Here is a 527-nt window from a genome sequence, read left to right as displayed (position 1 = left end):
CGGTTACATTCCGAACCCGGAAGCTAAGCCTCACAGCGCCGATGGTACTGCAGGGGGGACCCTGTGGGAGAGTAGGACGCCGCCGAACAACTTTTCAGGCCGGGGCCTCAGTGATTGATTACTGGGGCCCCGGCCTCTTTTTTGCGTCCACCGTGCAGTCAGTTCTTGTGTCCACCCCGTGAGCGGGCACCCGCCGAGTGCGGGAGAATGATTGGTGGTACGCGCGGCGGCCATGTCGCCGGCACCACGAACCCCCGTGAAGTCCAGACAGGAGTCACCCCAATGGCATACCCCCCCAACGGACGGCCGGAGCGCCGCTCCGGCGACGGCCCCTCCGGCGCTGGCGGCGCGGGCCGTCGTGACTCCCGCGACTCGCGGGGGGGTGGCTTCCGCCGGGACGACCGCCCGTCGTCCGGCGACCGTGACCGTGGTCCGCGTCGCGATGACCGCCCCTCCTACGGTGACCGTGACCGTGGTGGCGACCGTGGCCCGCGTCGGGATGACCGCCCGTCCTACGGTGACCGTGG

General features: G+C 69.8%; 1 rRNA gene. It reads left to right on the top strand.

Annotated elements, in window-relative coordinates:
• A 5S ribosomal RNA gene (gene rrf, locus BMY61_RS41760) occupies nucleotides 1-88 on the top strand; the annotation flags it as partial.
• Nucleotides 89-527 lie beyond the last annotated feature (439 nt).

Source organism: Streptacidiphilus jiangxiensis (assembly GCF_900109465.1).
Lineage (GTDB): Bacteria > Actinomycetota > Actinomycetes > Streptomycetales > Streptomycetaceae > Streptacidiphilus > Streptacidiphilus jiangxiensis.
Note: the sequence above shows the minus strand (reverse complement) of the source record. Positions and strands in the feature narration are given on the sequence as shown.